This window comes from Geminicoccus sp., assembly GCF_035556675.1.
GTDB lineage: Bacteria > Pseudomonadota > Alphaproteobacteria > Geminicoccales > Geminicoccaceae > Geminicoccus.
Map to the genome: position 1 here is coordinate 1 of NZ_DATMFZ010000198.1, position 24,809 is coordinate 24,809.

At 67.8% G+C, this 24,809-nt stretch carries 27 protein-coding genes; 5 read left to right on the forward strand and 22 right to left on the reverse strand.

Translation table 11 applies throughout. The features are described 5' to 3' along the window. The 6 genes from VNS22_RS14335 to VNS22_RS14360 all read right to left on the reverse strand — a co-directional run. On the reverse strand, positions 1–627 hold a 627-nt coding region (locus tag VNS22_RS14335; RefSeq protein WP_325733533.1), incomplete at its 3' end, for an ABC transporter ATP-binding protein. A gap of 7 nt (positions 628–634) precedes the next feature. Continuing rightward, on the reverse strand, positions 635–1,732 hold the full coding sequence (locus tag VNS22_RS14340) for an ABC transporter ATP-binding protein (RefSeq protein WP_325733535.1): 1,098 nt from the start codon (positions 1,730–1,732) through the stop codon (positions 635–637). 4 nt (positions 1,733–1,736) lie between these two features. Beyond that, positions 1,737–2,594: a carbohydrate ABC transporter permease gene (locus VNS22_RS14345; protein WP_159711679.1), complete on the reverse strand. Its 858-nt coding sequence runs from the start codon at positions 2,592–2,594 to the stop codon at positions 1,737–1,739. Between the two features lies 1 nt (position 2,595). After that, positions 2,596–3,525 (reverse strand): sugar ABC transporter permease, encoded by a 930-nt coding sequence (locus VNS22_RS14350; protein ID WP_325733539.1) that lies wholly within the window; start codon positions 3,523–3,525, stop codon positions 2,596–2,598. Positions 3,526–3,609: 84 nt separating this feature from the next. Beyond that, positions 3,610–5,049, reverse strand: a complete 1,440-nt coding sequence (locus VNS22_RS14355) for an extracellular solute-binding protein (RefSeq protein WP_325733541.1) — start codon at positions 5,047–5,049, stop codon at positions 3,610–3,612. A 45-nt stretch (positions 5,050–5,094) separates the two neighbouring features. Then, positions 5,095–6,078, reverse strand: coding sequence for a sugar-binding transcriptional regulator (locus tag VNS22_RS14360; RefSeq protein WP_325733543.1), 984 nt, complete (start codon positions 6,076–6,078; stop codon positions 5,095–5,097). 95 nt (positions 6,079–6,173) lie between these two features. On the opposite strand from VNS22_RS14360, the gene VNS22_RS14365 reads away from it, so the two are divergent. Continuing rightward, the gene (locus tag VNS22_RS14365; RefSeq protein ID WP_349261790.1) at positions 6,174–6,941 is read left to right on the forward strand and encodes a triose-phosphate isomerase; all 768 of its coding nucleotides are present in this window, start codon (positions 6,174–6,176) and stop codon (positions 6,939–6,941) included. A 10-nt stretch (positions 6,942–6,951) separates the two neighbouring features. Here the strand turns inward: VNS22_RS14365 and VNS22_RS14370 are convergent, their stop codons facing one another. Genes VNS22_RS14370 through VNS22_RS14380 form a run of 3 tightly spaced genes read right to left on the reverse strand, consistent with a single transcriptional unit; the run spans position 6,952 to position 8,434 of the window. Further along, positions 6,952–7,431, reverse strand: coding sequence for a GNAT family N-acetyltransferase (locus tag VNS22_RS14370; protein ID WP_325733549.1), 480 nt, complete (start codon positions 7,429–7,431; stop codon positions 6,952–6,954). Positions 7,432–7,441: 10 nt separating this feature from the next. After that, the gene (locus VNS22_RS14375) at positions 7,442–8,068 is read right to left on the reverse strand and encodes a LysE/ArgO family amino acid transporter (RefSeq protein ID WP_325733551.1); all 627 of its coding nucleotides are present in this window, start codon (positions 8,066–8,068) and stop codon (positions 7,442–7,444) included. A gap of 60 nt (positions 8,069–8,128) precedes the next feature. Then, a complete protein-coding gene (locus VNS22_RS14380; RefSeq protein WP_325733553.1) occupies positions 8,129–8,434 on the reverse strand; it encodes a monooxygenase in 306 nt (101 codons plus the stop codon). A 113-nt stretch (positions 8,435–8,547) separates the two neighbouring features. Here VNS22_RS14380 and VNS22_RS14385 point away from each other — a divergent pair, with 113 nt between their 5' ends. Beyond that, on the forward strand, positions 8,548–8,823 hold the full coding sequence (locus VNS22_RS14385; RefSeq protein ID WP_325733555.1) for a GNAT family N-acetyltransferase: 276 nt from the start codon (positions 8,548–8,550) through the stop codon (positions 8,821–8,823). Here VNS22_RS14385 and VNS22_RS14390 read toward each other — a convergent pair. Continuing rightward, positions 8,805–9,719 (reverse strand): DMT family transporter, encoded by a 915-nt coding sequence (locus tag VNS22_RS14390; protein WP_325733557.1) that lies wholly within the window; start codon positions 9,717–9,719, stop codon positions 8,805–8,807. The two genes, VNS22_RS14385 and VNS22_RS14390, sit on opposite strands and share 19 nt — an antisense overlap. Positions 9,720–9,784: 65 nt before the next feature. Between VNS22_RS14390 and VNS22_RS14395 the strand changes: the two genes are divergently transcribed. Next, positions 9,785–10,543: an SDR family NAD(P)-dependent oxidoreductase gene (locus VNS22_RS14395; RefSeq protein ID WP_325733559.1), complete on the forward strand. Its 759-nt coding sequence runs from the start codon at positions 9,785–9,787 to the stop codon at positions 10,541–10,543. 25 nt (positions 10,544–10,568) lie between these two features. Here VNS22_RS14395 and VNS22_RS14400 read toward each other — a convergent pair whose 3' ends face one another. From VNS22_RS14400 to VNS22_RS14455, 12 genes are all read right to left on the reverse strand, one after another. Further along, positions 10,569–12,263: a glycoside hydrolase family 88/105 protein gene (locus VNS22_RS14400; RefSeq protein WP_325733561.1), complete on the reverse strand. Its 1,695-nt coding sequence runs from the start codon at positions 12,261–12,263 to the stop codon at positions 10,569–10,571. A gap of 121 nt (positions 12,264–12,384) precedes the next feature. Continuing rightward, the gene (locus tag VNS22_RS14405; protein WP_325733563.1) at positions 12,385–13,365 is read right to left on the reverse strand and encodes an ABC transporter permease; all 981 of its coding nucleotides are present in this window, start codon (positions 13,363–13,365) and stop codon (positions 12,385–12,387) included. A 7-nt stretch (positions 13,366–13,372) separates the two neighbouring features. Beyond that, positions 13,373–14,413: an ABC transporter permease gene (locus tag VNS22_RS14410; protein ID WP_325733565.1), complete on the reverse strand. Its 1,041-nt coding sequence runs from the start codon at positions 14,411–14,413 to the stop codon at positions 13,373–13,375. Beyond that, a complete protein-coding gene (locus VNS22_RS14415; RefSeq protein WP_325733567.1) occupies positions 14,410–15,969 on the reverse strand; it encodes a sugar ABC transporter ATP-binding protein in 1,560 nt (519 codons plus the stop codon). Before VNS22_RS14415 ends, VNS22_RS14410 begins: the two co-directional genes overlap by 4 nt. A 67-nt stretch (positions 15,970–16,036) precedes the next feature. Further along, on the reverse strand, positions 16,037–17,176 hold the full coding sequence (locus VNS22_RS14420; RefSeq protein ID WP_325733569.1) for a sugar ABC transporter substrate-binding protein: 1,140 nt from the start codon (positions 17,174–17,176) through the stop codon (positions 16,037–16,039). Positions 17,177–17,506: 330 nt separating this feature from the next. Further along, the gene (locus VNS22_RS14425) at positions 17,507–17,710 is read right to left on the reverse strand and encodes a YdcH family protein (RefSeq protein ID WP_325733570.1); all 204 of its coding nucleotides are present in this window, start codon (positions 17,708–17,710) and stop codon (positions 17,507–17,509) included. A gap of 560 nt (positions 17,711–18,270) precedes the next feature. Continuing rightward, complete coding sequence (locus VNS22_RS14430) at positions 18,271–19,545, reverse strand: TRAP transporter large permease (protein WP_325733572.1); 1,275 nt, start codon at positions 19,543–19,545, stop codon at positions 18,271–18,273. After that, positions 19,542–20,012 carry a TRAP transporter small permease gene (locus VNS22_RS14435; protein WP_325733574.1) on the reverse strand — a complete coding sequence of 157 codons (471 nt, stop codon included), beginning with the start codon at positions 20,010–20,012 and terminating at the stop codon, positions 19,542–19,544. The genes VNS22_RS14430 and VNS22_RS14435 overlap by 4 nt, the downstream gene beginning before the upstream one ends. 79 nt (positions 20,013–20,091) lie before the next feature. Then, complete coding sequence (locus VNS22_RS14440; protein ID WP_349261792.1) at positions 20,092–21,072, reverse strand: C4-dicarboxylate TRAP transporter substrate-binding protein; 981 nt, start codon at positions 21,070–21,072, stop codon at positions 20,092–20,094. Between the two features lie 56 nt (positions 21,073–21,128). Next, positions 21,129–21,911, reverse strand: coding sequence for a glucose 1-dehydrogenase (locus tag VNS22_RS14445; protein WP_325733578.1), 783 nt, complete (start codon positions 21,909–21,911; stop codon positions 21,129–21,131). Further along, positions 21,908–22,927, reverse strand: a complete 1,020-nt coding sequence (locus tag VNS22_RS14450) for a zinc-binding alcohol dehydrogenase family protein (protein WP_325733580.1) — start codon at positions 22,925–22,927, stop codon at positions 21,908–21,910. The genes VNS22_RS14445 and VNS22_RS14450 overlap by 4 nt, the downstream gene beginning before the upstream one ends. A gap of 43 nt (positions 22,928–22,970) precedes the next feature. Beyond that, positions 22,971–23,651, reverse strand: coding sequence for a GntR family transcriptional regulator (locus VNS22_RS14455; protein WP_325733581.1), 681 nt, complete (start codon positions 23,649–23,651; stop codon positions 22,971–22,973). 134 nt (positions 23,652–23,785) lie between these two features. Here VNS22_RS14455 and VNS22_RS14460 point away from each other — a divergent pair, with 134 nt between their 5' ends. After that, a complete protein-coding gene (locus tag VNS22_RS14460; protein ID WP_325733582.1) occupies positions 23,786–24,100 on the forward strand; it encodes a UxaA family hydrolase in 315 nt (104 codons plus the stop codon). Continuing rightward, positions 24,100–24,809 (forward strand): UxaA family hydrolase (locus tag VNS22_RS14465; RefSeq protein WP_325733583.1); only part of this gene is annotated, 710 nt, incomplete at its 3' end. The genes VNS22_RS14460 and VNS22_RS14465, both read left to right, overlap by 1 nt.

Consider the following 24,809-nt stretch of genomic DNA (forward strand, 5'->3'; position numbering starts at 1 on the left):
GATCCGGTCGGCCAGCGCCAGCGCCTCGGTCTGGTCGTGGGTGACGAACACGGTCGTCATCTTGTGCTCGATGAGGAAGTCCTTGATCCGCGCGCGCAGGATGGCGCGCAGCTGCGGCTCGAGCTGCGACATGGGCTCGTCCAGCAGGGACAGGTCCGCCCGGCGGATCAATGCCCTTGCCAGCGAGGTGCGCTGCTGCTGGCCGGCCGAGATGGTGGGCGGATAGCGGTCCAGGATGTCGCCGATCTCGAGCAGCGACGCGATCTCGGCCACGCGCCGCTCGATCTCCGCCCTGGGCGTGCGGGCGCGCAGGAGCGCGAAGCCGACATTGTCGCGCACGGTCAGTGGCGGGTAGAGCGCATAGCCCTCGAACGCCATCGCCACGCCGCGCTCGGCCGGCGCCAGATCGTTGAGCACCCGGCTGCCCAGCCGGATCTCGCCGCGGCTGACGTCCTCGAAGCCCGCGATCATGCGCAGCGTCGAGGTCTTGCCGCAGCCCGACGAGCCCAGGAGGCCCACGATCTCGCCATCGCCGATCGCCATGTCGACCGACTGGACCGCATGAACCGGCGGCTTACCCCGGCTCTGGTAGATCTTGTCGACGGCGGTGAGGTTCAGTTCTGCCATGATGCTCTCACGCCGCGGCCGGAAGACGAATGCCGGAGGCGGGCTCGAAGAACAGCGCGCGCTCGAAGTCGATCCGCGCATGGACCGCGCGGTGGCCGCGCCCGAAATTGCCCTGCTCGTGCTCCGAGCAGGTGGCGAGCAGCTCGCGATTGTCCTGCGTCCTGAGGAACAGGACGGTGCGCACGTTCAAGGGCGTCACCGCATCCAGCTCCATGGGCAGGCCGCCGTCCACCGGCTCGGTATGGACATGGATGTGCTCCGGCCGGAGGCCCATCAGGCATTCCTTGCCCTGCAGATGGCCATGGCTGCCCGGCAGGGTGATCCTGCTGCCGAACAGCTCGATCTCGACGCCATTGCCGGCGGGCCGGGGCTGCACCGGATAGAGATTGATGGTGGGGTCGCCGAACAGCCGGGCGATCCGCACGTCGGCCGGGTTCTTGTAGATCTCGGCCGGCCGGTCGATCTGCAGGAAGCGGCCGTCCAGCAGGACCGCCACCCGGTCGCCCAGCGCCATCGCCTCCTTGTAGTCCTGGGTCACGTAGAGGACCGAGCCGCCGAAGCTCTTGAGCAGCCGCGGCAGCTCGATGCGCATCTCGTAGCGCAGCTTGGCGTCGACATTGCGCAGCGGGTCGTCCAGCAGCAGCACTTCCGGCCCGGCGATCAGGGCGCGCCCGAGAGCCGTGCGCTGCTTCTGGCCGTTGCTCAGCTCCCTGGGGAAGTGCTTGAGCACATGGTCGATCTTGAGCAGGCGCGCGGTCTCGTGCACGCGCCTCTCGATCTCGCTGTCGGCCAGCCTGCGGGCGCGCAGCGGGCTCGCGATGTTCTCGAAGGCCGGCATGTGCGGGTAGAGGGCGAAGTTCTGGAACGCCATGCCCACGCCGCGCTCCTCGGGGCCCTGGCCCAGGATCGAGTGGCCGTTCAGCCGCACGTCGCCGCTGTCCGGCTGCATCACGCCCGAGACCAGGCGCAGGAGCACGGTCTTGCCGCCGCCGGACGGCCCGAATACCACTACGGTCTCGCCGCGTTCCACCTGGAGCGATGCCTCTTTGAGCACCTGCTCCTTCTTGAAGGCGAGCGAGAGCCGGTCGAGGTCGAGGAACGCCATGACGTCAGCCCTTCACCGCGCCGAGCGACAGACCCTCGACGAGGTAGCGCTGCGCGTAGAGTGCCAAAAGGAGGGTCGGCAGGATCGACAGGATCACCGCCGCGGCGATCTGGCCGTACTGGATGCCCGAAGCAGTGACGAAGGCAAGCGCACCCACCGTCACCGGCTGCTTGCCGGCGGACGCCAGGATCAGCGCGAAGATGAAGTTGTTCCAGCAGAAGATGAAGGACAGCAGTGCTGCCGCCGCGATACCCGGCCTGGCCAGCGGCAGGGCGATCCTGGTGAAGGTCTTCCACCAGCTATGCCCGTCGATCCGGTAGGCGTGCTCGATGTCCGGGCTGATGTCCTCGAAATAGCCGCGCACGATCCACAGGATCAGCGGCAGGGCGATCAGCTGGTAGACCCAGATCAGGCCGACATAGGTGTCGGTGAGCCCGATGTCCTGGAAGTACAGGCTGAGCGGCAGCAGGACCAAGAGCGGCGGGGCGAAGCGGAAGGACAGGAGCGTGAACGCGATGTCCTCGCTCAGGCGGAAGCGGAACCGCGCGAACGCGTAGGCCGCCGGCACGCCCAGGATCAGCGCCAGGGCCACCGAGGTCGTGGACAGGAACACGCTGTTCCACAGATTGCCCATGAACTTGATCTCGAGCACGCCCGCCGTGCTGACCAGGCGGCCGGAGATCAGCGCCCAGTAGTTGGAGAGCGTCGGCTCGAACACGATGGACGGCGGGATGCGCAGGATCTGCTCGTTGGTCTGGAAGGACATCAGCGCCACCCAGAACAGCGGGAACAGGAAGAACAGTCCCACGGCCAGCAGCGCCAGGCCGCGCAGGATCTTGGTGACGGGGTTGCTACGGTCCATGTCACGCCGCTCCGCGGGCGCGCTCACGCAGGCGCAGCCAGTGTTTGATGAAGACGTTGGAGAGGATGTAGGCGATCGCCCAGAGCACCATCAGCACGGCGGCCGAGCGGCCCACGTTGAAGTTCTGGAAGAAGTCCAGGTACGCCATGACCTGGAACACCATCAGCGTGTCGCCAGGGCCGCCCTGGGTCATCGCATAGATGATGTCGAACTGCTGGATGCTGTCGAGCATCCGGAACAGGGCCGCGGTGATGATGTAGGGGGTGAGCATCGGCAGGGTGATGCGGAAGAACACGAAGCTCGCCGGCACCCCGTCCAGCTCCGCCGCTTCGAAGGGCTGCTTGGGCAGGCCGCGCAAGCCTGCGAGCAGCAGGATCATCATGAACGGCGTGTAGACCCAGATGTCGACCAGCAGCACGGTGAACAGGGCCGAGGAGGGTGCCGCCGCCCAGCGGAAATTGGTCACGCCCACCTGCTGGATCAGCCAGCTCAGGATGCCGAAGTCCGGATGGGTCATCAGCTTCCACATGAGCGAGGCGATCGCGGGCGCCACCATCAGCGGCAACAGCAGGGCGATGCTCATGATGTTGTGCAGCGTGGACGGCCGGCGCAGCAAAAGCGCGATGCCCAGCCCCAGCAGCAGCTCCAGGATCACGGTGAGGGCCGTGTAGAGCAGCGAGACCTGGACCGTGTGCCAGAAGGACGGGTCGCTGAAGAGGTCGATATATTGCTGGAACCAGACGAACCCGCGCAGATAGGGCAGGTTCAGGTTGTAGCGCTGCAGGCTGTACCAGACCGCGGTGAAGAACGGGATGATGATCCCGATGCAGACGATCAGGGCCGGCAGCGACAGCAGATAGGGCAGGAGGGCGGGCCCGAGGCGGCTCTTCCTCGGGCTTGCGGTCGGCTGGGTTGCAGTCGTGGCGGCCATGGCCAGATGTCCAGTGAAGGCGGGATCGGCCCCGCCACGGGTGTACCGGGGCGGGGCCGATCCTGGATCGTCAAGAAGAGCGGATCAGCCGAGGCCGGCGGCCTTGAGCTGCCGGTCGATGTTGGTGGCCAGCTCGTCCAGGCCCTCGTCGACCGGGATCTCGTTGGCGACCATCTTCTGCAGGGCGGCAGCCCAGTCCGTGGTCACGGTCTGGAACAGCGGCTGCGGGGTGAAGTAGATCTTCGAGCCGGGGCTGGACGCCTCAAACTGCTCGATATAGCCCGGATAGGACTTGGCGATCCGCGAGCGGAACTCCTCGTCCTTCCACACGCTCTGACGGACCGGGTTCACGAAGTCCATCTTGCGCGCGCCGAACAGGGCATGGTCGGTGCCGGACGCCCACTGCATGAAGTACCAGGTGGCGTCCTTCTGACCGCCGAACGTGCTCATCGCGAGCGACCAGATCCAGACGTTCGGCGTGGGGGCCGCAGCGCCGGGCTTGGGCGTGAACGCGGAATAAGCGAGGTTGCCGGCTTCCTTGTTGTCGCCGCCGTTCATGAAGTAGCCGAGGATGTCGGCGTCGTAGATCATCGCCGAGGCGCCGGCACCCAGGTCGGTGCCGACCTGATACCAGGTGTAGGTCGCCCAGTTCTTCGGCCCGCTCTCCTGGATCATCTTCACCCAGAGCGCGGTCATCTCCTTGGCCTCGGGCGAGTTCATCGCCGCCTTGAGCATGCCGTCCTGGACCGTCAGGTCCTTGGCGCCATAGTTGGCGAAGGCCGAGAGATAGCCCGGATGGATGGTGGCCCAGGAGCGGCTGCCGCGCACGCCGATGCCATACACGCCGGCGTCCGAGTCCGTGATCTTCTTGGCCAGCTCGACCAGTTCCGGCAGGTCCTTGGCCGGCTCGACCTTGAGCTGGTCGAAGATCCGCCGGTTGTAGGCGATCGAGTTCAGCTCGAAGCCCCAGGGCAGCGCCCACTGCTTGGAGTCCTCGCCACCCAGCTCCGCACCCGGCACGCCCGACCAGGCGGTCGACTTGCGGATGCCCTCCAGCATGTCGTCCCAGTTATAGTTGGGCGCGGTCTGGTCGCTGTCGCTGATGTACTCGTTCAGGTCCTCGACCCAGCCGGCCGGGCCGTACTGCCAGACCTGGTAGGCGCCGGTCATGAAGGCGTCGTACTGGCTGCTGCGCGAGGACAGGGCAGCCGCGACCTTGTCGAAATACACGTCCTCCGGGAACACGTCGTAGGTGACGTTCATGCCGGTGAGCGACTTGAAGTTCTCCAGGTTGGCGATCATCGCATCCGCATAGGGATGCTTGTTGAGCAGGAGGTTGATCGTCTTGCCCTCGTGCGCCTTCCAATTGAACTCCTGGGCCAGCGCCTCGGTCATGCCCTGGTTCAGGACATAAGCGCCCGCGGCGGCACCCAGGCCCATGCGCCCCAGGCGCTCGATCATCTCGCGGCGGCTCATGCCGCCTTTCAGGAAGCGATCGATGGTATCCTTTTGCTTCGTCGTCATTTTGAAGACCTCCCTTTGAACAATAGGTCGACTGCCAAGGAAAACTCAGTTGCTCTGCGGCGCCGCCTCGATGACGGCATGCGCCGTCGCCTCGTCGGTGACAAGGCGGGTGACCAGGCCGGTGGACAGGATCGCGCGGATCGCCTGCGGCTTGCTCCTGCCGCCGGCCAGGATCACGACTTCCTTGCCCTGCAGGTCGGCCAGATCGATGGCGATCGCGCGCGCATTGATCTCGGCATCCACCAGCCGGCCGTTCGCGTCGAAGAACCGGCCCAGGATCTCGCCGACCGCGCCCAGGCGGCGCAGCTCGTCCAGCTCCTCGGCGGTGATCATGCCGGTCCTGACCAGGAACGAGCCGCTGGCGACCTCGCCCAGCCCGGCGATCACCAGGTCGGCCTGGCGGCCGAGGTCCAGTGCATGACGCACGCTGCGCTGCGCCATCAGCACCGCCTTGTCCTCGCCGTTGTCGGCGAAGAACGGGACGGGCAGGAAGTAGGATTCCGCCCCGGTGCGCTCGCACAGGCGGTGGATCACGTCGAACGGATTGGCCGCGGCATTGCGGGTGAGCGAGCCCAGCAGCGACACGAACCGCACCCCGTCCCGCTGCTGGCGCGGCAGGCGGTCGGCCATCGCCGCCAGGGTGCGACCGTGGCCCACGCCGATGAGGCGGGCCTGCCCGGTCTCCAGCGCATTGTGCAGGACGCGGGCACCCGCCACGGCCAGCGTCTCGACCGGCAGCGGCCGCTCGTCCTCGCCCAGCATCGGCGCCACGAAGCAGCCGCTCAGCCCGAACTTGCGGCAGAGCCGGTCCTCCAGGGTCACGCATTCCTGCGGCGTGCCCTCGATGAACACCCGGATCAGGCCCTCGCGATGCGCCTGGGCGATCAGCCGGTTCACCTTCACACGGCTCATCGACAGGCGCGAGGCGATCTCGTCCTGGGTCAGTCCGCCGATGAATGACAGCCATGCGGCCCGCGTCGCGAGGCTGTTCTCGCCTCCCGGCGGCCGGCTGGCCTCCCCGCTGAACATTCGTTCGATGCCCGTACGTTCGTAACCGCAGGGTGCGCTCTGCGACATTCCGTGTCAATACGCGCGCAGTTGAAGCGCAGGAGAGAGCAACCGTGATCGGCAAGTTCAGGGTCGGCACCGGCTGGAAGATGAACCATACGCTGGCGATGGCGCGTGACTATGCCGGCACGCTGGCGGCGGCCGAGCGGCCGGAGGAGATCGACCTGTTCGTGCTGCCGCCGGCCACCGCACTCGCCGAGGTCGTCCGGCTGCTGGCGGGCTCCGGTGTCAGGGTGGGTGCGCAGAACGCGCATTGGGCCGAGAAGGGCGCCTGGACCGGCGAGATCTCGATGACCATGGTCGCGGATGCCGGCGCCAGCCTGGTGGCTCTCGGCCATTCCGAGCGCCGCGCCCATTTCGCCGAGACCGACCTGGACGTGAACCGCAAGGTGCGCGCTGCCCTGGACCATGGCCTGACCCCGCTGGTCTGCGTGGGCGAGACTGCGGACGAGAAGCGGCTGGGGGCGGCCGTCGCGACCAATGTCCGCCAGGCGCGCATGGCGCTGGCCGGCCTGACCCATGCCGAGGCGGCGCGCGTGTGGCTGGCCTACGAGCCGGTCTGGGCGATCGGCGAAGGGGGCGTCCCGGCCACGCCGGAGGACGCCCAGCCGATCCACCAGGCGATCAAGCAGGCGATCGTCGATCTGGTCGGCATCGAGCCGCCCGTACTCTATGGCGGCAGCGTCAATCCGCAGAATGCCAGGGCGCTGGCGGTCGTGCCCGAGGTGGACGGGCTGTTCGTCGGCCGCTCGGCCTGGACCGCTCCCGGCCTGCTCGAGATCGCGCGGCTGGCGGTGGAGGCACGGGCCGACGCCGGGGCCTGAGTGCCCGTGGTCAGTTCCCGATGCGCCGGCGGCCGTAGATCCGGTAGGGTTCGAAGCCGCTGGCGCGCCAGGCCTGGTCGGCCAGAAGGTTGCCGGGCTGCCAGGAGAGCTGCATCCAGGTGACCTCGCGCGCCCGGAACCAGGCCTCGGCATGGGCCAGCAGGGCGCGCGCCACGCCGTGGCGCCGGTGGGCGGGCGCCACATAGACATGGCCGACATGGCCCACCAGGTGGATCGGCGATTCGTGGACGAAGGGCCGGTCCAGCCGAGCGGACAGATAGCCCGCCGGAATCGAGTCACGCAGCGCCATCACCCCCAGCCGGTCGCCCGGGAACGGCAGGATCAGGTCGCGCGCGACCGTCTCGGGGCGCAGGACCGCGCCCTCGAAATACGGATCGCCGCCGGACTTGAGGTCGGCGAAGAAGTCGATGGTCCAGCGCACCATCAGCTCGCGGTCGGCCGCGCACAGGTCGCGGATCGTGATCGTCATGGCGGGGACCCTAGCCCTGCCAGGCCTGCAGGGCGAGCGGCGAGGCGATCGCGAACATGATCAGCGCGATCAGGAAGTCGAGGATGCGCCAGGCGGCCGGGCGCGCGAACAAAGGCGTGAGGACCCTGGCGCCAAAGCCCAGCAGCACGAACCAGATGAAGGACGCGGCTGCGGCACCCACGGCGAACGACAGCCGGTCCATGCCCTGGAACTGGGCGGAAATCCCGCCGACCAGGACCACCGTGTCCAGGAAGACATGCGGGTTCAGCCAGGTGAAGGCGGCCGCGGCGGCCAGGGCCGCGGCTTGCGAAGCCGGGACGGCGGCCGCGGCGTCGAGCGTGCCGGGTGCCAGGCTGCGGCGCAGTGCCTGGACGCCATACCAGGCGAGGAAGGCGGTACCCCCGGCCGCCACCAGCCGCAGGAGGCCCGGCGAGCCGCCGATCAGCGTGCCGAGGCCGAGGCAGCCGGCAGCGATCAGCACGGCATCGGAACAGGCGCAGAGGAGGACCACCGGCAGGACGTGACGGCGCGCCAAGCCGCAGCGCAACACATAGGCGTTCTGGGCGCCGATCGCGACGATCAGAGCGAAGCCGAGCGCCAGCCCCTGCAGGGCCGCCGACAACAAGGGAGAGGGCATGAAGGTCGGTGGTGTAGCTGGATGGTTGGTCCCGTCACCGCGCCGGCACGGCCTGGACGATCAGATGGGCGCCCGGGTGATCTGCGACAGTGGCTCGTTGACCTCGTAGACCTGGGCGAAGATGTCCTTCAAGCCCAGTGATTTCAGCCTGGCCAGATGCTTGTCCCGGAAACGCAGTGCGGCATCCCGGTCATTGAACAGATGGACGCCGCCTATGCGCTTGGTCAGCCGATTCTCGGTCCAGATCTTCCATACCAGGCCCTGCTCGGTCGAGATGTCCTCCGCAAGTCCTTGCGAAGCGGCCGCCATCTCGTCCCCCCAGGGGCCATCGAATGGAAAGTCGAACACGAGAATCATGTGATTCATTATCATCACCGGAAAAGATTCGGTTATTGCTCCCGGACGTTAGAATGCTCCTGATCGCGCGACGCGCCAACCCCTCGGGGAACCGCAGGGTCCTGCCATCGCTTCAATCATCCATGGGCACGACGTTTCAGGATGCCGCGGCCAGGGGCCGGTTCGAGCTGGAGGAGGACGGCAAGCTGGTCTTCGCCGACTACCGCCGCCGGGACGGCATGCTCGTCATCACCCATGTCGAGGCCGATCCGGCCCTGCGGGGCAAGGGCGCCGCCGGCCGGCTCATGGAGGAACTGACGAAGATCGCGCGCCGGGACGGGCTGAAGCTGAGGCCATTCTGCTCCTATGCCGCCGCTTGGCTGCGGCGCCATCGGGAGCATCAGGACCTCCTGGGCTGACCAGGCGGCACCAGCGTCCGACGGCCCCGCTGGCCCATGACCAGCCATACGCCGAAGGCGGCGATGGCGAGCCCGGCCAGCGCCAGCGGTGAGAAGGTCTCGCCCAGGATCAGCCAAGCCAGCGCTGCCGCCCCGCCCGGCACCAGGTAGAGCAGGCTGGTAACCCTGGCCGCCTCGCCCTTGCGGATCATCAGGTTCATCAGGCTGACCGCGATCACCGAGTTGCCGATCACCAGATAGGCCATGACCAGGACGAAGCTGACGGTCGGGTTCACGCTCGGCGTCTCGGTGACGAGGACGGCCGCGATGGTGAAGGCGGCTGCCGCCAGATACTGGACCGCTCCGCCGGTCCACAGGTTGAACACCGGGCAGAACCGCTTCTGCACGAGCGTGCCGACGGTGATCGACAGGACGCTGGCCGCCGCCCAGGCCACGCCGGCGGCCGTGCCCAGGCCCAGCTCCAGCTTGTTCCAGATCACCAGGGTCACCCCGGCAAAGCCCAGCACCAGCCCCAGCCACTGATGCAGCCGGACCCGCTCGCCCAGGAGCGGCAGCGCCACGCAGGCGGTGATGACCGGTTGCAGCGCGCTGATCAGCGCCGCGGTGCCCGCCCCGATCCCCTCGTCGAACGCCAGATAGGCGAAGGTGAAGTAGAGGCCCTGGTTCAGGAGGCCCACCAGCGCGATCCAGCCCATCTGGGCCGGGCGCGGCCAGCGCGCACCCATCAGCCGGGCGATCAGCACGAACAGGCCGGCGGCCAGGACGAAGCGGATCGCGACCAGGGTGATCGGCGTGCTGTCGACGATGCCGAGCCGGCCCGCGACATAGCCGCCGCTCCACAGGAGCAGGAACAGGAACGGCGTCGCCCGTTCGAACCAATCGGCTTGATCCCGCACCGTCCCATCCGCCATCTGCCCGCCGGCCGGCTGGTGTAGGCCGGCGGCGTGCAGGAGGCGAGGGCGTGCGGGGACTTTCGGGCAAACGGGCGGTCGTGACCGGAGCGGCCACCGGGATCGGGCGGGCGACTGCCCTGCGGCTGGCCGAGGAAGGGGTGCGGGTCGCAGTGGTCCACCATGGCCAAGCGGACGCGGCGGCCACGCTGCTCCAGGCGATGCGTCCGGCAGATGGGTCACATCTGGCGCTGGACGCCGACGTGGCCGACGAGGCGGCCCTGGAACGGGCATTCGATGCCGTGCTGGCCGGGTTCGGCGGGCTGGAACTGCTGGTGGCCAACGCCGCGACCAAGCGGATCAACGATCCTTCCGCCTACCCCATGGCCGACTGGGACGCGGTCCAAGGCGTCAACCTGCGCGGCGCCTACCTGACCGCCCGTGCCTTCCTCCGTCGCCGCACCGGACCAAAGGGGGCGATCGTGTTCGTGTCCTCGGTCCACGAGATCACGCCACTGGAAGAGGACATCGGCTATGCCGCCTCCAAGGCGGGGCTGGCCGGTGTCGCCCGGACCCTCGCACTCGCCGAGGGGCGCCGCGGGGTGCGGGTCAACAACCTGGCTCCGGGCGGGGTCATCACGCCGATGAACCCGACCTGGACGCCCGGCTCGGAAGTGCTCGCCGGCTTCGAGGAGAAGGTGCCGCTCGGCCGGGCCGCCCAGCCCGAGGAGATGGCCGCGGTGGCGGCCTTCCTCCTGTCCGACGAGGCCTCCTATGTCACCGGCCATACGCTGGTGGCGGATGGCGGGGTCATGTGGTCGCCGCACTGACCTCTGGGCTGGCGGCGAGACGGGCTCAGCGGGCTTCCGCGGTCGCCTCGTCGACCGGCACGTAGATCTGCCCGGTGGTGAGCACCAGCGCGTCGATGGCCGTGCCGGGCTTGCCGTGGGCGATCTCGATGAAGTGCGATCCGGCCATGAGCGGCAGGAGCACCGGCTCGCCATTGCCTCGGGACAGGTCCGTCCAGCGCAGGCGGGAGCGGTGCGGCTCGACCTGCCACCAGATCCAGTCACCGCCGTCCACCCGCAGCCAGAAGCCGTTGCTGGCCTCGTCCGGTGCCCGGAACCGCCCCCAGAGCCGGTAGTTGCCCGGGCGGGGCAGGTCGACCCGCACCAGGGCGCGGCCGACTGGTCCTTCGGCAGGCCCACCCGTCGCATCGGTCATCAGCACGAGCCGGCCGCCGCTGGCGCCGGGATACTGCCAGGGGCTCATCGGCCGGCGTGCCAGCCCCGATTCCGCTTCCTGCCGCACCAGGACCGTGCCCGGCGGCAGACGGCGCAGGGGCGTCTCGTGCAGGAGCAGGAAGGCGCCCAGGCCATGCGGATCGTCGACCACGACCCGCGTCAGGTCCAGATAGTCGGCCGCCTTCTCGCCGATCCCGGTGCCGCGCACCGCGCCGACGAGGCTGGCGCGGCCATTCTCCAGGGAGACCCGGTCGATCATGCCCTGCAAGGCACGCGCCGCCAGCGCATGGTCCGCGAGCGGCAGCCAGCGCCGCGTCACCGCCTTGGAAATGACGTAGCCGTGCATGGACGAGCAGGAGGTCTCGACGAAGTTCTGGGTGGGGCCGTTCTCCGTCTGGATGACGGCGGGGCCGGCCATGACCTGCCGCCAGCCGCCCGGGTCGGCCACGAAGGTAGAACGGTAGCCCTCCACCAGCTTGGCCAGTCGCGCCATCAGGGCTGGCCGGTAGGCATGGCCCTCGGGCAAGGCGTCCAGCACGGTGACCAGGCTGATCCCGTACCAGCCGACCGCCCGGCACCAGATCACCGGGGCATGCTGCGGCCTGGGCAGCCGCGCCCACATGAAGTCGCGGTCCTGGTCATAGGCATGCCAGAGCAGCCCGGTGTCCGGGTCCTGCAAATGCCGGCCATAGACGTCGAGCTGGCGCGCGGCCTCGTCCAGCCCGGTGCGGCCGTCGCCCGGCACCAGCCGGCTGTACTCCACCAGGAACGGCGTGAACATGAAGCTGCCGTCCGCCCAGATCACGTTGGACGAGAACCGGCTGGACGGTGCGTCCCGGTGCCAGAAGGCACCGCTGCTGGTGCGCGGCCAGTCGCGCAGGCGCTGGCGGATGGTGTCGGCTGCCAGCCGGAACCGCTGGTCGCCAGTGGCCTGCCAGAGCTGCAGCACGAGCAGGCCGGGCATCAGGCTGTCCAGCGTATCGAGCTCGATCGCCGCCCCGCCTGGTGCCGCCACGATCCGCCCGTCCGGCTCGACATGCCGGTAGCCCCACTGCTTCACATGCTCCAGCAGGCGGCGGTCGCCGGTCCGGTCGTAGACGAGCTTCAGCCCGTACAGATAGAGGGCCTGCTGGTACTGCCAGGCCCGGGCGCTGCCGGAAACCGGCGCACCCTGGCGATTGGTGAGCGCGGCCTCGGCGATCCGCAGCCCCCAGTCGGTGTCGGCGCGCGCGGCCGGCATGTGCAGCAGGACCAAAGCTGCTGCCAGCAGCAGCGAAAGGCGCAGGGCCGCGAAAAAGCCGGACATGTTCACCCGATGTTGGAAACCGCCTGCCATCTCAAGAGCAGAACTTCCAGCCGTCTGGAATGCGGCATGGACGATTGCAGGCCGATACCGGGTTGTTGCCGGAAGTTGTGGCAGGCGGGCCTCAGGCGATCACACCGCGCTGGCGGCCATAGACCAGCAGCATCAGGATGATCACCAGGCCGTAGATGATCTGCCGCCCGGCTTCCGGCATCTGCATGACCGAGAGCACCGAGGTCAGCAGCACGATCAGGATGGTGCCGACCACCGTGCCGAGATAGCGGCCACGCCCGCCCAGGATGTTGGTCCCGCCGATCACCACGGCGGCGATGGCCGGCAGCAGGTAGGGGTCGCCCATGCCCTGGTAGGCCTTGGACGAATAGCCGGCGAGCAGGACGCCTGCCAGCGCGGAGCAGGCGCCGGACACGACGAAGGCCAGGATGATGACCATGCGGGTGTTGATGCCGGACAGGTAGGCCGCCCGCTCGCGGTTGCCGATCGCGTAGATGTAGCGGCCGAGCGAGGTGCGCTGCAGGAGGAGGACCACCAGGACCGAGAGGACCGCCCAAACGATCAGCGGCATCGGGATGCCCAGCACGTGGCCGGTGGCGAGGTAGCTCATGAGCGGGGTGGCGGTGCTCTGCGGGGCGTAGCCGCCGGTGAGCATCACCATGAAGCCGCGCATCACCGCGTTCACGCCGAGGGTGAAGATCATGGACGGCACGCGCAGATAGGCCACGCCCAGCCCGTTCACCAGGCCCACCACCATGCCGACCGCCAGCCCCACCGGGATGGCATAAGGACCGCCGATCGCACTGCCGAGCATCGCACCGGCGGTCAGCGTCCAGGGGATCGACAGGTCGATATGGCCCAGCAGGATCACCAGCATGGCACCCGCGGCGACGATGCCCAGGAACGCGCCGACCTGGAGCTGCTGGAGCAGGTAGACCGGGCTCAGGAAGCTGGCCGTGCCCTGGGTCGCCAGCGTGTAGGCGGTGCCGATCGCCAGGATCACCAGGATGAACGCGCCGGCGATCAGGATCGGCTTGTCCTCCGGGGACAGGGACCAGCCGGAGGCGGGCTTGGGAAGGGAGCCGGTGGCCATGGTCGGTTCAGCCCAGTAGTTCGAGGCGGTTCTTGACGCGGAATACCCGGGCGGCGCCGATCGAGACGGCGCCCAGCAGCACGATCCCCTCGAACAGAGGCTGCAGGAGCGGGGCGATGTCGAAGATCCGGAAGTTGAACGAGATGGCGCGGATCACCATCGCACCGATCAGCGAGCAGATCGCCCCGCCGGAGCCGCCCATCAGCGAGGTGCCGCCGATCACCACCGCGGCGATCGAGTTCAGTGTGTAGGCGCCGGCCTGGGGCACGTCGGCATTGCCGGAACTGGTCTGCAGCGCCAGGTAGAGGCCGCCGAGACCGGCGAAGAACCCAGCGAGCGTGAAGGCCGCGATCTTGCAGCGGTCGATGCGCACGCCGGACATGTAGGCGGCACCCTCCGACGAGCCGATCGCATAGACGCCACGGCCGGTCACCGAGTTGCGGAACGGGATCCAGACCAGGAAGATCACCAGCAGCATGATCGCCAGCGGCATCGGGATCCAGGCGAATGGCGCCAGCCAGGCCGCCTCGCCGTCGTCGAACAGGCCGTAGGTGGCGCAGAACTCGTAGATGTCGTTGGTGAGCGCCCAGGACAGGTCGCCGTCGACATCACCGCCCGGCGTGGGCCGGATGAACAGGGCGATGCCGATATAGACCGCACCAGTGGCGAGCGTCGCGATGATCGGTTGGATCCGGCCATAGACCACGACCACGCCGTTGACCCAGCCGGCCAGGGCACCCGCCGCCAGGCAGACGACCATGCCCAGCACCATCTGCCAGCCCGAGCCGTTGACCAGCACGCTGGCCAGGCAGTTGACCAGGGTCATCACGGCACCCACGGAGAGATCCAGGCCACCGGCCAGGACCGGCACGGTCTGCGCCATGGCGACCGCCCCGATCACGAAGCTCTCGTTGGCGTTCTGGATCAGCACCGCCGTGGAGAAGCCCTTGGGGTGCAGGCCGTTATAGACCAGCCAGAACAGGAGAAAGAGGCCGATCGCGAGGAGGAGGCCGAGATTCTGGCTAAGGCGCAGGCGGAGATCGTTCACGGGCTGATCCCGGAATGGCTGGCAGGCGCCGTCTTGGCATCGGCGCCCAGGTTGAGCGAAGCGGCGACGATCGCCTTCTCGTCGATCTCGTCGCCCTGCAGCTCGCGGACGATCCGCCCGTCATAGAGGATCAGCACGCGGTCACAGCAGCCGATCAGCTCGTCGTAGTCGGTGGTGTAGAACAGGATCGACGCGCCCGCGTCGGCGAGGTCGCGCAGGAGCTGGTAGAGTTCCTGCTTGGTGCCGACGTCGATGCCGCGGGTGGGGTCGTTCAGCAGGATGATGCGCGGCTCGGTCAGCAGCCACTTGGCGATCACCACCTTCTGCTGGTTGCCGCCGGACAGGGTCGCGACCGGATTGCCGACATCGCCGACCTTGATCTTCAGCTTCTCGACCATGCGCTGGATCGCGGCGCGCTCCTTGGCCGGATCGACGAACACGCCGGTGGTCAGGCTGTCCATCGCCGCCATGCCGAGATTGTCCGCGATCGACATGGGCAGCATCAGCCCTTCGGTCTTGCGGTCCTCGGGGATGAGCGCCATGCCGATCGAGCGGTGCTTGGCCTGGGCCGGGCTGGCCAGCGTGACCGGCCTGCCGTCGACCAGGACCTGTCCGGACAGGCCGCTCAGCACCCCGAACAGGGCCAGCTGCAGCTCGCGCTGGCCCTGGCCGTCCAGCCCGCCCAGCCCCACGATCTCGCCCTTGCCTACCTTGAGGGAGACGCCGTTCAGGCGGTCGCCCCAGCGCAGGTCCTGCACCTCCAGGACCGGCGGTGCAGCCCCCCGACCCGCAGGTTTCGGTGGATAGACATGGGCCATCTCGCGGCCGATCATGAGCTGGACGATCTCGTCGGGGCTGTGCGTCCCGGCCGGGAAGGTCTCGATGTGGCGGCCGTTGCGGAACACCGAGCAGGTGTCGGCCAGCTCCTCGATCTCGTGCATCCGGTGGCTGATATAGAGGAGGCTCAGGCCTTCCTCGCGCAGCTTCTTCAGGATGTCGTAGACCTTCAGCACGTCGGAGCTGGTGAGCGCCGAGGTGGCCTCGTCCAGGATCAGGAGCCTGGGGCCACGGCCCAGCGCCTTGGCGATCTCGACCATCTGCCGGCGCGACAAGGGCAGGTTCTTGACCTGCTCGAGCGGATTGACGTCCTCGCAGCCGACTCTTGCCAGGAGTTCCTCGGTGCGCCGGCGCTGGGCGCGCCGGTCGATCAGGCCCAGCCGGGTGCGCGGCGGATTGGAAATGCCGATATTGTCCGCGACCGACAGGTCGGGCATCAGCGACAGTTCCTGAAAGATGCAGACGACGCCGGCGGCGTTCGCTGCGAGCGGGTCGCGGAAGCGCACCGGCTGGCCGGCCAGGCGCATGGTGCCCTCGTCGGGCTGGACCACGCCGGCGATGATCTTGATCAGCGTCGACTTGCCGGCTCCGTTCTCGCCCAGCACGGCATGGATCGAGCCCCGCCGACAGGCGAAGTCGACGCCTTCCAGCGCACGGACGCCGCCATAGCGCTTGCTCACGCCGGAGAGTTCCAGGAACGGCGAGTTGTCTGGCGTCATCGGGCGCTGCTCGTGAAGTGATGAGGAAACGGGAGGGGCCGTGGCCAGGAGGGCCACGGCCGGAAGGTCACTCCACGTTCTCGGCAGTCTTCGCCATGATGTCGACCGCCTTGATGTTCACGTCACAGGGCGGGAACTCGTTCGGCGTGAAGAAGGCATCGGTGAGATCCGACCAGTAGTTCTCGCCGTCCTTCAGGGTGGTGTAGTCGGCCACAGGGATCGGCACCGAGATCATCTGGGGCATCGTGTTGCCTTCCAGCGCCGCGATCGCCGCCTTGGTCGAGATCGCCACCAGACCCGGCGACTGGCCGTAGGACAGGCCCTTCAGCCCCTCCTTGGAATACTGCGCGATCTGCTTGCGGAAGCCGTTCTCGCCCTCGCCCGCCATCGGCACGAACGGATGGCCGGCATCCATCAGCGCGCGCACGGTGCCGTCCGAGCCGCCTTGGGTGAAGATGGCGTCGAAATGGCCATGCACCGCCAGCGCGTCTGCGGTGGCCTTCTGCGAGGTGCCGGTGTCCCAGTTGCCGACGATCTCGACCACCTCGAACTTGCCGGCGGCGTTCAGCGCGTCGTGCAGACCCTGGTGGCGGTCACGGTCGACGGAGTTACCGGGCACGCCGCGGACCTCCAGGACCTTTCCGGACGTCTTGCCCATCTCCTTGACCAGGAACTCGCCCGACATCTTGCCCATCTGATACTGGTCTTCGTTGACCTGCATCACCTTGTCGGTGTCGAGCGTGTTGTCGAAGGGCACGATCACCACGCCGTTGCGGTCGGCCAGGCGGATGACGCGGTCGAAGCCTTCCGGGCTCACCGCGATGGTCACGATCGCGTCGAAGCCCTGGTTGATGAAGTCCTCGATGGCGCCGAGCTGGGCGGCCGCGTCGGTACCGACCGAGACGACCTTGAACTCCTTGATCTTGTCCTTGATCCCGGGGCTCTCGGCATAGGCCTTGGCGGTCTGGATCATCTGGATTCGCCAGGTATTGCCGACGAAGCCGTTGACCAGGGCGATCCGGTAGGGACCTTCCTTCTTTTCCCACTGGAAGAACTTGGTGTCGGCGTTCCAGGGAGCGAAGCATTCGGGCAGATAGCCCGGACCCTCCACGATCTCCGGTCCAGCCGCGTAGGCGCCCTGCGCCCCCACCAGCAACGCCATTGCTGCAGCCGCGGCAAGCGCCGTACGGCGCACCATGCTCGTCATCTCTCGCCTCCCCGAGTGGCCTTATCGAAGCCATGCGACCCCGCCGCCAGGAGCGGGGTCAGGCATTCACCATCTCGGGCGGAAGAATGATCCTATTTTTAAGCGGCGCGCAAGATCGTCGCATGGATGTTGCGCTTCCCGCTACCGCTCGACCGGGAGCGTTTGGTCCCTGGCCGAGGGGAGATCACAAGACCGCAGGCGGGGCGGCGCCACGAGGTGCAGGTACCATCAGGGCCTGCCGCCTGCAGCCAGAGCCAGCCAGAAGTCACTGCCTTCCTGATGCCGTGCGCTGTACGGCGGGAGGGCCGTGAACCGCAGCCGGTGAAAGGACTACTGGAGGACGCGGGCTGTCCCGCTGGTCGTGCTCATGTGAGCATCGAGCTTGTTGATCTGTTCTTTTATTTTGAGTTTCTCCCGCTTCAGGCGGGTCAGGATACTCTGGTCTGGGAGGGGTCGGTGCTGTTCTTGTTCGATGAGGTCCTCTATCTGGGACTTTTTCACGCGCAAGCTACCGACATGCTCCAGCAACGACATGCGTGAGCTCCTTCCCAAAGGTGGTCTCCACCATCAACATATAGCCTCGGTCGTCAAAGGTTGCCACTGCATGGTCGCCATTTCGTCACGCACTGGCGTGCGCGCCGGTCGCATGCGCGAGGCTGCCTGAGGCTGGATCTTCATTGGCTTGGCGCTTGGCGGAGGGTGCGACGCCGGATCGTGGTCCTAATCCGCGTCGGCACAGCGCAAGGGGCTTGACCTCTTCTGTTCTGGAACCGGCAGGCCGATACAGCCGTTGAAACGAGAGCATATCCTCAGTGTCAGATCCAGAGGACGACTTCAATGCTCAAGTTCATCGGCGGAACTATCGGCATAATCTTTCTGATCGGTCTGCTGGTAGTGATTGGCCTGCTTGCCCTGATCTTCTGACGGGTTGCCCGCGACTGTGAATGGACCGCCCGGCTGCCCGTCTCCCGGATCCGGACTGGACCTGACCAGCGGGCCAGCGCGGGCCGGCATGGTACCCGCCGCACCTGCGACATCTGGCACGGTCCCCGCCGTGACCGGCACCGGCGATCTGCCAGTGCCGGTGGAGCGTCTCAGCGGGTCAGGAGCAGCGAGATCTGCGGGATGTAGGTGAGCAGGCCCAGCGTGACGAACAGCGCCGCATAGAGCAGCAGCGCCTGTTTGGTGAAGGCGGCCACGCTGACCTTCGTGATGTTGCAGACCAGGAGCATCACCGTGCCGACCGGCGGGGTCAGGGTGCCGATCGACAGGTTGAAGATGATCACGATGCCGAAATGGATCGGGTCGATGCCCAGGCTGCGCACGGTCGGCATCAGCAGCGGCACCAGCACGATCATCAGCGCCGTGCCCTCCATGAACATCCCGGCGATCAGCAGGACGACGTTCACCACGATCAAAAAGGCGAACGGGCTGTCGGTGTGGCCGGTGATGAACTGGGACAGGCCGACGCCCGCCTGCTCCAGGGAGAAGATCCAGGCGAGCGCGGAACTGGCCATGATCACCAGGAAGATCGAGGCAGTGGACTTGGCGGTCTCGGCGAGGGCTGCCCCGACATCGGCCAGCCGCATCTGGCGGTAGATCACGAAGCCGATGATCAGGACCAGCACGATCGCCACCGCCCCGGCCTCGGTGGGGGTGAAGACGTTGGCACGGATGCCGCCGATGATCGCGACGATCAGGAGCAGCGCCGGCCAGGTCGCGACCAGGGTCGAGCCGGCCTCCTTCGCGGTCGGCCAGGACTGCCGTGCCGGCCGGTAGCCGCGGCGCACCGCGGTGATGTAGGTCGCGACCATCAGAAGGAAGGCGCAGATCAGACCCGGCAGGATGCCGGCCATGAACATCTGCCCGACCGACACGTCGGCGAGCAGCGCGTAGATGATGAGCGCGATCCCGGGCGGGATGATCGGGGTGACCAGCGAGCCCGCCGCGGTGACGGCGCTGGCGAACGCCCGGTCATAGCCCTGGCGCTCCATCTCGGGCACCATCATGCGGCTCAGCATCGCCGCATCGGCCAGGTTGGAGGCGCTGATGCCCCCCATCAGGGTGGAGAGCAGGATGTTCGCCAGCCCCATCCCGCCGCGGATCCGGCCGACCAGCAGGTCCGCCAGCCGCAGCATCCGCTCGGCGATCCCGGTATGCGACATCAGCGTGCCGAGCATGATGAAGAACGGGATCGCGAGCAGCGAGGTGTTCTCGGTCGGTCCCACCACGCGCTGGACGGCGATCACCAGTGGCACCGAGCCGAACAGCAGGAAGTAGGCGAGGACGGCGATCAGGATGCCGATATAGAGCCGCATGCCCAGGGCGAAGGCCAGGAGCATGATGAGGGAGATGACGATGAGGCTCATCCGGCGTCTCGCATCCGCAGGCGCTTGAAGGTGCAGGCCGCCCGGCCCGCCATGATGACCGCGGCCCCCGCTGCTCCGACCGGCACCGCCAGGTCGATCCAGAACCAGGAGATCCGCAGGATGCTGGTGATCTTGAACTGGACGGTGTTGGCGAGGCGCCAGCCGAGCCAGGCCACGAACAGGAGCACCACGACCGAAAGGATGTCGGTGACCAGGCCCAGCATCTGCCGCGGTCGCTCGCGCATCAGGTCGGTCAGGACGGTGATGGAGAGATGCTGATTCTCGTATTCGGCCGCGATCGCGCCCACCATCACGATCCAGATCAGGAGCAGCGCCGAGAGCTCCTCGGTGAAATGGATCGGCTGATGGAAGACGTAGCGCATCAGGACGGCGGCGTTGAACAGGACGATCAAAACCGCCAGCAGGATGGAAGCGATCCACACGGCGGTGCTCGAAAGACGCTTCATGGCGCGGTGGCCTCTTGGATGACGAAAGCCGCCGGCGTCGGTGCGCCGGCGGCTGGCAGTGAAGTCCGGTACTGATCTCTTACTGAATCTGCTCCTGGATCTGCTCGTAAAGGCCTTCCGACCATTCCGGGAACTGCTCGTAGACCGTGAGCGTCGCTTCGCGGAACGGCGCCTTGTCGACCTCGATCACCTCGACCCCGGCCTCCTTCATCTTCTGGATGACCGCGGCGTCTTCCTGCTCCGTGATCTTCTGGCTGTGGAGGCCGGCCTCGTAGGCGGTCTCCTCGATGATCTTCATCTGCTCCTCGGGCAGGGTCGAGAAGAACGCCTCGCCGCCCACGAACACCGCCACGTTGGTCAGGTAGCCGATCAGGCTCAGATACTTGGCCTCCTCATGGAAACGCTGGCCGTAGAGCACCGAGAGCGGGTTCTCCACGCCCTCGATCACGCCCTGCGACAGGGCGGTGAAGGTCTCGCCCAGCGGCATCGGGGTGGGGGTGGCGCCCATCGCCTCGAAGGCCTTGATCTGCATGGTATTGTTCGGGACCCGGATCTTCATGCCCGCCAGGTCCGCCGGGGTGCGCACCGGCTTGTTCGCGATCAGGTGGCGCACGCCATAGAGATAGTTCGGCAGGACGATCCGGATGCCCTTCTCGCGCAGCCCCTCCGCCTTCTCCTTGAACCAGTCGCTCTCGTAGATCTCGAGGATCTTGGCCGGGTCGTCGCTGAGGAAGGGGCCGAACAGCACGCTGAGGTCGGGATCGTAGTCGGCGAGGAAGCCGGCATCCGTGATCGTGATCACGTTCATGCCCATGATGGCCTGCTCGGTCACATCCTTCTTCGAGCCGAGCTGCGAGCTGGGATACAGCTCGAGCGTGATCTCGCCGTTGCTGCGCTCGGCGATCAGGTCCTGCCAGTAGTGCATGACCTGGTCCACGGGCTCGCCGGGGTTGTTCTCGTAGGCGACCTTGATGGCGACCGGATCGGCATGGGCGCTGCCGGCAACCGCACCGAGCATCGCGATGGCGGCGGTGGCGAGCAGGGCCGTGCGGCGGAGCATCGTGGCGACAGGCCTTGTCATGACGTCTCTTCCCGTTGGTCTTGTAGGATTTCGAATCAGAAGCCGATCACGCCGCCGCCATCGACCACCAGGGTCTGCCCGGTGACGTAGGCGGCGGCCGGCGAGGCGAGGAACACGGCCGTCCAGCCGATGTCCTCCGGCGTGCCCAGCCGGTTCATCTGGATGCGGCCCAGGATCTTGGCCTGGCGCGCGGGATCGTTCGCCGTGGCCTTGCGGTAGAGCGGCGTGTCGATCCAGCCGGGTGCGATCGCGTTGATCCGCACGCCCCGGCCGGCGAACTCGGCGGACAGGCCGCGCACGATCCCGGTGATCGCGGTCTTGGCGGCGGTATAGCCCAGCACCAGCGGCTGGCCGATGAACGAGGTCATCGACGCGATGAACAGGACCACGCCGTCGCCCTTCGCCACCTGGCCCTTCAGCACATGGCGGGTGAGCTCCACCGCGCCGCGGACATGGACGTCGAACACCGCATCGAAATCCGCGAGCGTGGATTCCTCGAACGGCTTCTTGACGGTATTGCCGGCATTGTTGACCAGGATGTCGATCGTGCCGAACTCCGCGCTCAGCTCCTCGACGAAACCTTGCAGCGTCTCCGGCCGGCTGAGGTCGACTTTCCTGGCATGGACCTCGCCCTCCATTCCCGCCTGCGCTTCCTCCAGCACGTCGGCGCGCCGGCCGGCGATGATCACCCGCGCCCCGGCCGCGGCCAGGCAGCGCGCGATGGCAAGCCCGATCCCGGAGCCGCCGCCCGTCACCAGCGCGGTGCGGCCCGCCAAGCCGAAGGCTCCGGGAAAGCCCGGGACAGGGACGGTCGTCATGGCAGCTCCACCATGATCTTCAGCGTCGTGGCGCGGTGCTCGTCCCAGTAGGGCAGCGCCCGGTCCGCTTCGGCCAGCGGGAAGGTGGTGGTGATCAGCCGGTCGGCCTGGGCGCCCATCGCCCGGAGGCAGTCGATCACCGCCTGGAAGTCCGCCATCGTCGCATTGCGCGAGCCCATGATGTCCAGTTCCTTCAGGTTGAAGATCTGGGTGCGGTAGCTGACCTCGGTCTTGCAGTAGCCGATATAGACGACCCGACCGGCAAAACAGGCGAAGTCCACCGCCTGGACGAAGGTCGCGGGCACGCCCACCGCCTCGATCACCACGTCGTAGCCGTCGCCCCCGGTGAGCTCGTCCACCCTGGCTTGGGCATCCTCCTTGCCCGGGTCGATCACGTGCGCGGCACCCAGTTCCTGTGCCAGGAGCAGCTTGTCGGACGCGATGTCCAGCACGGTCACCTCGGCGCCCTTGCGCAGGGCACCCAGCACCGCGCCGACCCCGATCATGCCGGCACCCAGCACCAGCACCCGGTCACCCGCCGCCACCCGGCCGCGCTCCACCGCATGGAAGCCCACGGAAAGCGGCTCGATCAGGGCGAGATGGCGCTCCGCCATGCCCTCCACCGGGATCACCTTCTCGTACGGGACGACCAGCCGTTCCTTCAGCCCGCCATCCTGCTGCACCCCCAACGTCCGATTGTAGCGGCAGGCATTGGTGCGGCCCTTGCGGCAGGACGAGCACTGGCCGCAGCTCGTGTAGGGCAGCACGGTCACCGCGGCGCCGGCCTTGAGGTGCCCGGGCACGCCCTCGCCGCACTGGAGGATCACCCCGCCGATCTCATGGCCGGGGATCCGCGGCAGCTCGACCAGCGGGTTGAGGCCGCCGAACGTGTTGAGGTCGCTGCCGCACAGGCCGACATGGCGCACCCCGATCAGCACCTCGCCCGGCCCCGGCTGGGTCTCCGGGACATCCGCGAGCCGGGTCCGGCGAAGCGATTCGATCAGGAGGGCTTTCATCGGGCCGCCATGGCTGGAGGGGAGGGGAGGGCTGCGGGTGTCGTCATGCCAGCTGGCGCCGCAGCGGCAGGTCGTCCGGATGCCGCCGGATCAGATCGTCCCGGCTGGCCTCGAGATGGTCGCGCAGGGCCGCCTGCATGGGCTCCAGCCTGCCGGTGCGCAGGGCCGCCAGGATCCGCTGGTGCTCGTCGCGCGAGCGCCCGATGTCGTAATTGGCGATGGAATAGGTCTGGGCGGTCTGGAGCTGGAGCTGGATGCCGTGGTGCCAGCCGGCCAGCACCTTGTTCCCGCCGGCCTCCAGGATCATCGCGTGCAGGCTGCGGTCCAGCGCGATGATCTCGGCGAGGCTTTCCCTGGTGCCGACACCGTACTGCACCGCCTGCGCCGCCAGGTTCCGCTCGACGGCAGCGATGAAATCGGCATCGAGCCGGCCGGCATGAAAGCCCGTGGCGAGCGCGTTCAGCTCCAGCAGGATGCGCGCCTCGTAGATCTCCAGGATGTCGGTCGGGGTGAAGCGGCGCACCAGCGACGCCCGCCGGTCGACGCCGGTGACCAGCCCGTCGCGCTCCAGCAGAGCCAGCGCTTCCTTGACCGGGGTCTGGCTGATCGCGAGCGCATTGGCGAGCGCATCGGGCAGGAGGCGCTGGCCCGCGGCGAGTTCGCCCGACAGGATCCTGCGCTGGATCTCTGCATAGGCCTGTCGCGCCAGCGTCAGTCGTTCCACGTCCTTGCCCTGCCCCTGCTCAAGCGCCCGGCAACCAGCACAAGGGCGGCGAGCCGGTCAAATATAAAATTTTCTATTTTCTCGGTTGACGATGGCGGGCGGGTGGCGGCACCTGCCGCCAATCAGGAGGCCTCATGACCAGCGATCCACGACTGCTGCTGCTCGACCCTCAGGACGACATCCTGGTCGCGATCGGCCGGATCCGCCGCGGCGAGCCGATCGTGGTGGAAGGGCAGGAGGTGTCGGCCGACGCCGACATCGCACTCGGCCACAAGGTGGCGCGCCACGAGCTGGAGCCGGGCATGCCGGTGCGCAAGTACGGTGTCGCGATCGGCCGGGTCACCCGTCCGATCCCGCTCGGCGCCCATGTCCATGTCCACAACATCGCCAGCAACTATACCGCGACCCATACGCTGGACGACGCCAAGCCCCGCTCCGGAGACGCCTGATGACCGAGACGCGCACGCCCGCTCCTGCCATGCGCGGCTGGCTGCGCCAGGATGGGCGCAAGGGCATCCGCAACACGGTCGCGGTGGCCTACCTGGTCGAGTGCGCCCACCATGTCTGCCGCGAGATCGCCTGGCCCTTGCGTGAGCAGGGCGTCCACGTGATCGGCTTTCCCGGCTGCTTTCCCAATGCCTATGCCCAGCGGATGATGGAGGCCCTGTGCACCCATCCGAACGTGGGCGCGGTGCTGCTAGTGTCGCTGGGCTGCGAGAGCTTCAACAAGTACCGGCTGGAGCAGGTGGTCCGTGATTCCGGCCGGCCGGTCCGCACGCTCACCATCCAGGCCACCGGCGGGACGCGCGCCTCGATCGCCGAGGGCCGCGCCTGGGTGGCCGAGCAGGCCGGGCTCCTGGCGGCCGCACCGACCGTGCCGATGGCCGTCGAGGAGCTGGTGGTCGGCACGGTCTGCGGCGGCTCGGACGGGACCAGCGGGATCACCGGCAACCCGGCGGCGGGCCGTGCCTTCGACCGGCTGGTCGAGGCCGGTGCCACCTGCATCTTCGAGGAAACCGGCGAGCTGATCGGCTGCGAGCACATCATGGCGGCGCGCGCGATCACCCCGGAGCTCGGCCAGGAGCTGGAGGCGAGTGTCGCCAAGGCCGCCCGCTATTATGCGACGCTCGGCTACGGCTCGTTCGCCCCGGGCAACGC

Excerpts from the sequence above, each read along its gene's own strand:
- VNS22_RS14370 (WP_325733549.1), bottom strand. The coding sequence starts at position 7,431 with ATGACGATCACGATCCGCGACCTGTGCGCGGCCGACCGCGAGCTGATG.
- VNS22_RS14435 (WP_325733574.1), bottom strand. The coding sequence starts at position 20,012 with ATGAAGCGTCTTTCGAGCACCGCCGTGTGGATCGCTTCCATCCTGCTG.
- VNS22_RS14340 (WP_325733535.1), bottom strand. The coding sequence starts at position 1,732 with ATGGCGTTCCTCGACCTCGACCGGCTCTCGCTCGCCTTCAAGAAGGAG.
- VNS22_RS14430 (WP_325733572.1), bottom strand. The coding sequence starts at position 19,545 with ATGAGCCTCATCGTCATCTCCCTCATCATGCTCCTGGCCTTCGCCCTG.
- VNS22_RS14375 (WP_325733551.1), bottom strand. The coding sequence starts at position 8,068 with ATGCCCTCTCCCTTGTTGTCGGCGGCCCTGCAGGGGCTGGCGCTCGGC.
- VNS22_RS14385 (WP_325733555.1), top strand. The coding sequence starts at position 8,548 with ATGGGCACGACGTTTCAGGATGCCGCGGCCAGGGGCCGGTTCGAGCTG.
- VNS22_RS14350 (WP_325733539.1), bottom strand. The coding sequence starts at position 3,525 with ATGGCCGCCACGACTGCAACCCAGCCGACCGCAAGCCCGAGGAAGAGC.
- VNS22_RS14400 (WP_325733561.1), bottom strand. The coding sequence starts at position 12,263 with ATGTCCGGCTTTTTCGCGGCCCTGCGCCTTTCGCTGCTGCTGGCAGCA.
- VNS22_RS14355 (WP_325733541.1), bottom strand. The coding sequence starts at position 5,049 with ATGACGACGAAGCAAAAGGATACCATCGATCGCTTCCTGAAAGGCGGC.
- VNS22_RS14425 (WP_325733570.1), bottom strand. The coding sequence starts at position 17,710 with ATGTCGTTGCTGGAGCATGTCGGTAGCTTGCGCGTGAAAAAGTCCCAG.
- VNS22_RS14445 (WP_325733578.1), bottom strand. The coding sequence starts at position 21,911 with ATGACGACCGTCCCTGTCCCGGGCTTTCCCGGAGCCTTCGGCTTGGCG.
- VNS22_RS14405 (WP_325733563.1), bottom strand. The coding sequence starts at position 13,365 with ATGGCCACCGGCTCCCTTCCCAAGCCCGCCTCCGGCTGGTCCCTGTCC.
- VNS22_RS14420 (WP_325733569.1), bottom strand. The coding sequence starts at position 17,176 with ATGACGAGCATGGTGCGCCGTACGGCGCTTGCCGCGGCTGCAGCAATG.
- VNS22_RS14345 (WP_159711679.1), bottom strand. The coding sequence starts at position 2,594 with ATGGACCGTAGCAACCCCGTCACCAAGATCCTGCGCGGCCTGGCGCTG.
- VNS22_RS14415 (WP_325733567.1), bottom strand. The coding sequence starts at position 15,969 with ATGACGCCAGACAACTCGCCGTTCCTGGAACTCTCCGGCGTGAGCAAG.
- VNS22_RS14460 (WP_325733582.1), top strand. The coding sequence starts at position 23,786 with ATGACCAGCGATCCACGACTGCTGCTGCTCGACCCTCAGGACGACATC.
- VNS22_RS14440 (WP_349261792.1), bottom strand. The coding sequence starts at position 21,072 with ATGCTCCGCCGCACGGCCCTGCTCGCCACCGCCGCCATCGCGATGCTC.
- VNS22_RS14360 (WP_325733543.1), bottom strand. The coding sequence starts at position 6,078 with ATGTTCAGCGGGGAGGCCAGCCGGCCGCCGGGAGGCGAGAACAGCCTC.
- VNS22_RS14450 (WP_325733580.1), bottom strand. The coding sequence starts at position 22,927 with ATGAAAGCCCTCCTGATCGAATCGCTTCGCCGGACCCGGCTCGCGGAT.
- VNS22_RS14380 (WP_325733553.1), bottom strand. The coding sequence starts at position 8,434 with ATGAATCACATGATTCTCGTGTTCGACTTTCCATTCGATGGCCCCTGG.